General features: G+C 65.4%; 2 protein-coding genes. One reads left to right on the top strand and one right to left on the bottom strand.

All coding sequences use genetic code 11. The annotated features are described in order from the left end of the window. Nucleotides 1-228 precede the first annotated feature (228 nt). Nucleotides 229-1,512, top strand: a complete 1,284-nt coding sequence (locus tag ABZU75_RS45030; protein WP_355569238.1) for a hypothetical protein — start codon at nucleotides 229-231, stop codon at nucleotides 1,510-1,512. Nucleotides 1,513-1,530: 18 nt separating this feature from the next. Here ABZU75_RS45030 and ABZU75_RS45025 read toward each other — a convergent pair whose 3' ends face one another. Next, the gene (locus tag ABZU75_RS45025) at nucleotides 1,531-5,178 is read right to left on the bottom strand and encodes a DUF4082 domain-containing protein (protein ID WP_355569235.1); all 3,648 of its coding nucleotides are present in this window, start codon (nucleotides 5,176-5,178) and stop codon (nucleotides 1,531-1,533) included. Nucleotides 5,179-5,401: the final 223 nt, after the last annotated feature.

Genomic DNA, 5,401 nt, shown 5'->3' with positions numbered 1-5,401 from the left:
ACCGAGTCAAGCGATGAAATGAGCCGACATGTGGTCGTTCCGGAGCCCGTATTTCTTTGCGGGAATTTAAGCAGCCGGACGATGGCATATCCGATGGTAAGGGCGCGCCCGGCCATTAAAGTCGGCGGGCGATGCCCACCCCCTCGCCCCTCCCCCGCGCCGGAGAGCCGACACGCCTTCGGCACGCGAAATCCCGATCCGGCCACGACATCGTACGGGTGATTCTCTGTGGAGTACATAATCGTCGCGGCCGCCGTGGTGGCGCTGGTGTTCATTGTTCAGACGGCCCTCGGCGCGCGGGTGGCCCGGCGTGCCCTGTGGGTGCTGATGCTGGCCTTCGTCGTGCGACTGCTCGTTCACGTCCTCGTGATGCGGTCCAACTCCATCGCATACGGCGGAGACAACTTCGTCTACGAGGGCAGGGCCCTGGAGATCCTGGCGTACTGGAAGCACGAGGGCTTCACGTTCGTCACCTCCGAGCAGATCGACAGCCTCTACTCCGTGGCGGTGCCCTGCAACATCTTCGCGGCGATCATGTACCTGTGCGGCGGCCCGGCCCCCCTGGCCTGCACCGCCTTCGTGGCGCTCATCGCCTGCGGGCTGTGCGCCGTCATGTACAGGTTCGCGCGGCTCATCGGCGCCGACGAGCGCGCGGCGTTCAGGCTGATGACCCTGATGGCATTCATGCCGGCATTCATGCTGCACACGTCCGACACGTTCAAGGACGGGTTCAACGCGTTTCTCGTCATAGCCTGTCTCGGCCTCGCCGCTTCGAACGTCCAGCGTTTCGACATGCGTAAACTGCTTCTCCTTGGGCCGCTGCTGTGGGCGCTCTGGAACGTGCGCCCCTACATGGTTTTCATGTGCGCGATACCGCTGATTCTCGGCCTGGCGGGCCTCAAGCGCGCTTTCCCGTTGTGCGTGCTGGCCATCCTGGCCATATTCCTAGTGCCTGTCCTGATATTTCCTGACGTGGCCGAGAGCACACCGCTCGCCATGATGCAGGAGCAGCTGGAGCGCGGGCAGTCGGAGACCGTCCGTCACTCCAACGCCGCGGGAGGTTCGGGAATCGCCTTCGACGACGGCGGCAATCCGTGGAGCGCGTTCCTGCCGAAGCTGGTCTACACGCTTCTTTCCCCGTTCCCCTGGATGGACGGCAGCCTGGTGCTACAGCTGGCGAAGATCGAGGCGGTGCTGTGGTACTACCTTCTGTGGTGCGCGGCCCTCGGGGTCCGGCGAATGTGGGGTGAGAACCGCAGGATGCTGCTGATCCTGCTGCTCTTCGCCGTGCCGTGCACGATCATGTACACCACCACCATGTCCAACATCGGTCTCATCTTCCGGCAGCGGATACCGATCGTCATGGTCGTGAGCCTGCTGTCCGCGGTCGCCTGGAGCAGGCACCCGCGCTCCGGCGCCGGAACGGAGCCGGGCACCGCGGTTTCTGCGGTGCCCGGCCACTCGTCCGGCGCTACGGGGAAGGCCCCGGCCGGGGTTTCGCGAGCACGGTGAGGTGCCGCGCCGGACCGATCAGGCCGGAGTGCTGTCGACGTCGAACACCACGTCGACCCAGTAGTTGCTGGCCTGGTAGGTGCTGGTCGGGAAGGTGCTCGTCGCACCGTACGTGTAGACGCCGTTTCCTCCCTCCGCGCCGCTGGCCGGCGCGATAAGAGGCTCGCTCGTGTATTGCGCAGTGAAATACGGTCGTTTTAGCGAGTAGTTACCGGACACCGTGTTGTAAGAGGCGACATAGGTAGTGTTCTCGGTCACCGGGACCGGCGTCGCGAAGTTCACCTGTTGCCACCCGCTCGCCGTCTCGTTGGTGAAGGTCGCGCTGGCGAGCAACTGCCCGTCACTCGTCCACAGGGCCCCGACATGCGTCCCGGTGTTCTTGTCCCCCTTGTAGAAACGAACACCCCTGATGGTGCCGCTCGTCATCGTCTTGAATTTGACACCGACCGTGACGGGCTGTTTGTCGGGAAAGGAGTTGACCGCGGGGGTATCCGTTTTTTCCCAGAGGCTGGTGAAGGGCACGAACAATACGTCGACCCAGTAGTTGCTTGCCTGGTAGGTGCTGGTCGGGAAGGTGTTCGTCGCACCGTACGTGTAGACGCCGTTGCCCCCCTCGTCACCGTTACCCGGCGCGACGAGCGGGCCGTTCATGTACGGCGCGGTGAAATACGACGAGGTCAGCGAGTAGAGCCCCGAGCTCGTGTAGTACGAGGCGACATATGTCGTGTTGGCGGTCACCGCGATAGGCGTCGCGAAGTTCACCTGCTGCCACCCGCTCGCCGTCTCGTTGGTGAAGGTCGCGCTGGCGAGCAACTGCCCGTCACTCGTCCACAGGGTCCCGACATGCGTCCCGGTGTTCTTGACGCCCTTGTAGAAACGGATGCCCTGGATGCTGCCATCGGTCAGCGGCTGGAACTTGACACCGAGCGTGACGGCGTTGGGGTCGTTCTGCGTTGGGACCTGGGGAACCGTCTGGTTGTCCCATATGCTCCTCACCGGTACGAACAGCACGTCGACCCAGTAGTTGCTGGCCCGGTAGGTACCGGTCGGGAAGGTGCTCGTCGCACTGTAGGCGTAGACACCGTTGCTGACCTGCACACCGCTGGCCGGCACCACGAACGGGCCGTTCGTGTACTGCGTGGTGAAGTAGGGGAGCGTCAGCGAGTAGTTCCCGGACGTCGTGTAGTACGAGGCGACATACGTCGTGTTGGCGGTCACCGCGACCGGCGTGTCGAAGTCCACCTGCTGCCACCCGCTCGCCGTCTCGTTGGTGAACGTGGCTCTCGCCAGGAGCTGCCCGCTCGCACTCCAGAGGTTCCCGGTGTGCGTTCCCGTGTTGAGCGCGCCCTTGTAGAACCTGACGCCTCTGATGGTGCCCGCAGTCGTGGTCTGGAACTGCACCCCGAGCTCGAGCGGCACGGGGTCGTTGACCGAGTCGATGGCGGGCACGCTACTGGACGGCCAGACGGTGCAGGCGTCACATGACGTGGTGACGGTGACGGTGATCGTGGTCGGAGTCCCCTGGAGGTTGCCGATGTCGTCGACCGCCCGGACCGCGATGGTCGCGGTTCCCGTGGTCTGGGGCGTCCAGCGATACTGCCAGTTCTCCCGGCCCGTCGCCGGAAACCACCGGGTACCGCCGTCGACCGAGACCTCGACTCCGGCCACGACGCCGCCCCCGGTGTCGGCCGCCGTTCCCTGGATCGTGACGCTCGTCAGCTCGGGCAGGGTGACCCCGCTCGACGGGCTTGTGATCGTCGACGTGGGAGGGACGGTGTCCGTCGACGCGGTGGCCGGGACCAGACCCGGCTGGAGGCTGGCGGGCTGGGCCTGCATGTCGGCGAGGAGGTTGACCGTCGCCTGCTGCATCCGGATGTCGGCGGCTGGGCCCGCTCGATCGTGGGTGGCGTCCAGTCCCCACGACCACTGGACGGTCCCCGCGCCGAAGACGAGCGCACCGCTGGCGGCCCGGTAGAGCGTCAGATTGTGGATCGCGGTTCCGAGCCCGTACGAGCTGCCGTAGTCGAGCAGGTATTTGGACGTGAGGTTCGCCACCGTGCTGGAAAGCAGGGCCCGGCCTGCCGGTTCGAACCCGTTGCTGGGTGACACATCCCATTCGTAGCCGAGCGTCCCGTTGGCGAAGACGGCTGTCTGGCCGGGAGAAAGATTCGCCACGGACGTATTGCGCCAGAGTCGCATCTTGCCGTAGTCGGCCGGCACGGTCAGCGCGTCGCTGGAGACACCGTTGACCCTGAACCACGTCCCGTCCAGCGTGTTCTCCGGCCTGCCACCGTCCGAGGGCGGGGAGAAACGTGGATCACGCCACGTCCCGGTCCACTGCGGACTCGGGTCGATCTTGGCATTCGCCAGCGTCTCCTTGTAGGAGACAAAGGTCCGGTAGGCAGTCCCGTCGGCGGCGGCCTCCCAGCGGCCCTTCCAGAAAGCCTCGTTCCCGGAGAAGAAGGCTATGTTCACACCGTTGTCCCGGGCGTTCGTGACGTTGTCCCGCATGTCGTTGGACCAGTACTCGTCATGACCGACGGAGAGAAAGATCTTGTGGTTGAGCATCTGCTGGCCGCGCATCGCGGTGTCGATGCTGCTGGTGTAGCTGACGTCGTAGCCGTTGGCCTCGATCCATCTGATCATGGGGTATTCGGCGTTGAAGAACCAGCTCTCCACCGAACCGGCGCAGCAGCTGGCGACGCGCGTGGTGAACGGCCGGTTGTAACTGACCTTGTAGGCCCGCCCCGCCGGAACACTTCCGGAGTAGAGGCTGTTGCCGCCGTACTTGTTGTACGCCTGCCAGGTGCTGTCCGAGGTCTGCAGCAGGAGATCCGCGCCGCGTTCGTCGTCCCGGACCACGAATATCATCTGGCTGACACCGCTTGTCCCGTCATCCCGGATCAGGTTGGCGATGTAGACCCCGGAGACGGCGTTGGCCGGCACGGCCCACGAGGCCGAGACCGCCCAGTTCCCGCAGTCGACCAGTCCGGTCGTCGAATCCGTGAGGCAGAGCGGCTGCGACTGCGGCAGTGTGGCCGAGGGAGTGAGCGTTGTGATCTTTCGTGCGCCCATGCCGCCGTAGTACCCGATGCGGTAGACGTCCACGTGGTAGGCGGTCGCCAGGGTGTTCACCTTGAACTGGACGGTCTCCCCCTTGTCGACGCTCATCTGGGTCGCGTATCCCTGGATGCTGCTGCTGCCGGCCCCCGGTACGTCCCACTCGCTGGAGGGGTTACCCGGCAGGCTGTTCTCCAGGCAGATGACAGAGGTCGCCGGGCAGGCCGCGCGGGACGCCCGAGTGTGGGACCTCGCGCCCGCGGGAAGACCGAGCCCGGCGAGCCTCCGTTTCAGGGAACGGTCTCGGCCGCCTTCGGGCGGCGCCGCCTTGACCTCCACGCCCCCGCGTCCGGCGGCCGGTCCCCGCTCCGCGCCGGAGGCCGGCCCTGCGGGACCGGGTCCGGTCACCGGCGGGCCGGCGGTGACGTCCGGCCCGACCGGCACGACGTGCTGGACGCCTCCCTGCCCCCGCGGGGCGGCGATGCCGGGTTCCGGCGCCCAGGTCGCGCCCAACAGGCTGATGAGAGCGAGGAGCCCGACCCCGAAGGTGAGCGGCGACCGCCGCCCGAGCCTGACCGTCTTCGCACCGTCCGGATCGTCTGCCATATGTGACCTCCCGAATTCCATGGCGAATTCTCCGCCCCGGACAGAGACCCGGGCAGAGTCCCGGGCAGAAACGCGAGCGGAGCCACGGGCAGAAAGAAAGGCAATCACATCCGGCCCTCGACAGAAGTTAACCTTAAATAATGGCGATTTATCTACAACATAGAAGATCGCTCCAATATCGCATTAAAAGATCATTCAAAGTGCAAATCATGCTCGACTCGGC

It is taken from the genome of Streptosporangium sp. NPDC005286, from assembly GCF_040607515.1.
Taxonomy (GTDB): Bacteria; Actinomycetota; Actinomycetes; order Streptosporangiales; family Streptosporangiaceae; genus Streptosporangium.
Note: the sequence above shows the minus strand (reverse complement) of the source record. Positions and strands in the feature narration are given on the sequence as shown.

What these genes read in the sequence shown, in the direction of transcription:
- ABZU75_RS45025 (WP_355569235.1), bottom strand. Translation starts at nt 5,178, where the DNA reads ATGGCAGACGATCCGGACGGTGCGAAGACGGTCAGGCTCGGGCGGCGG.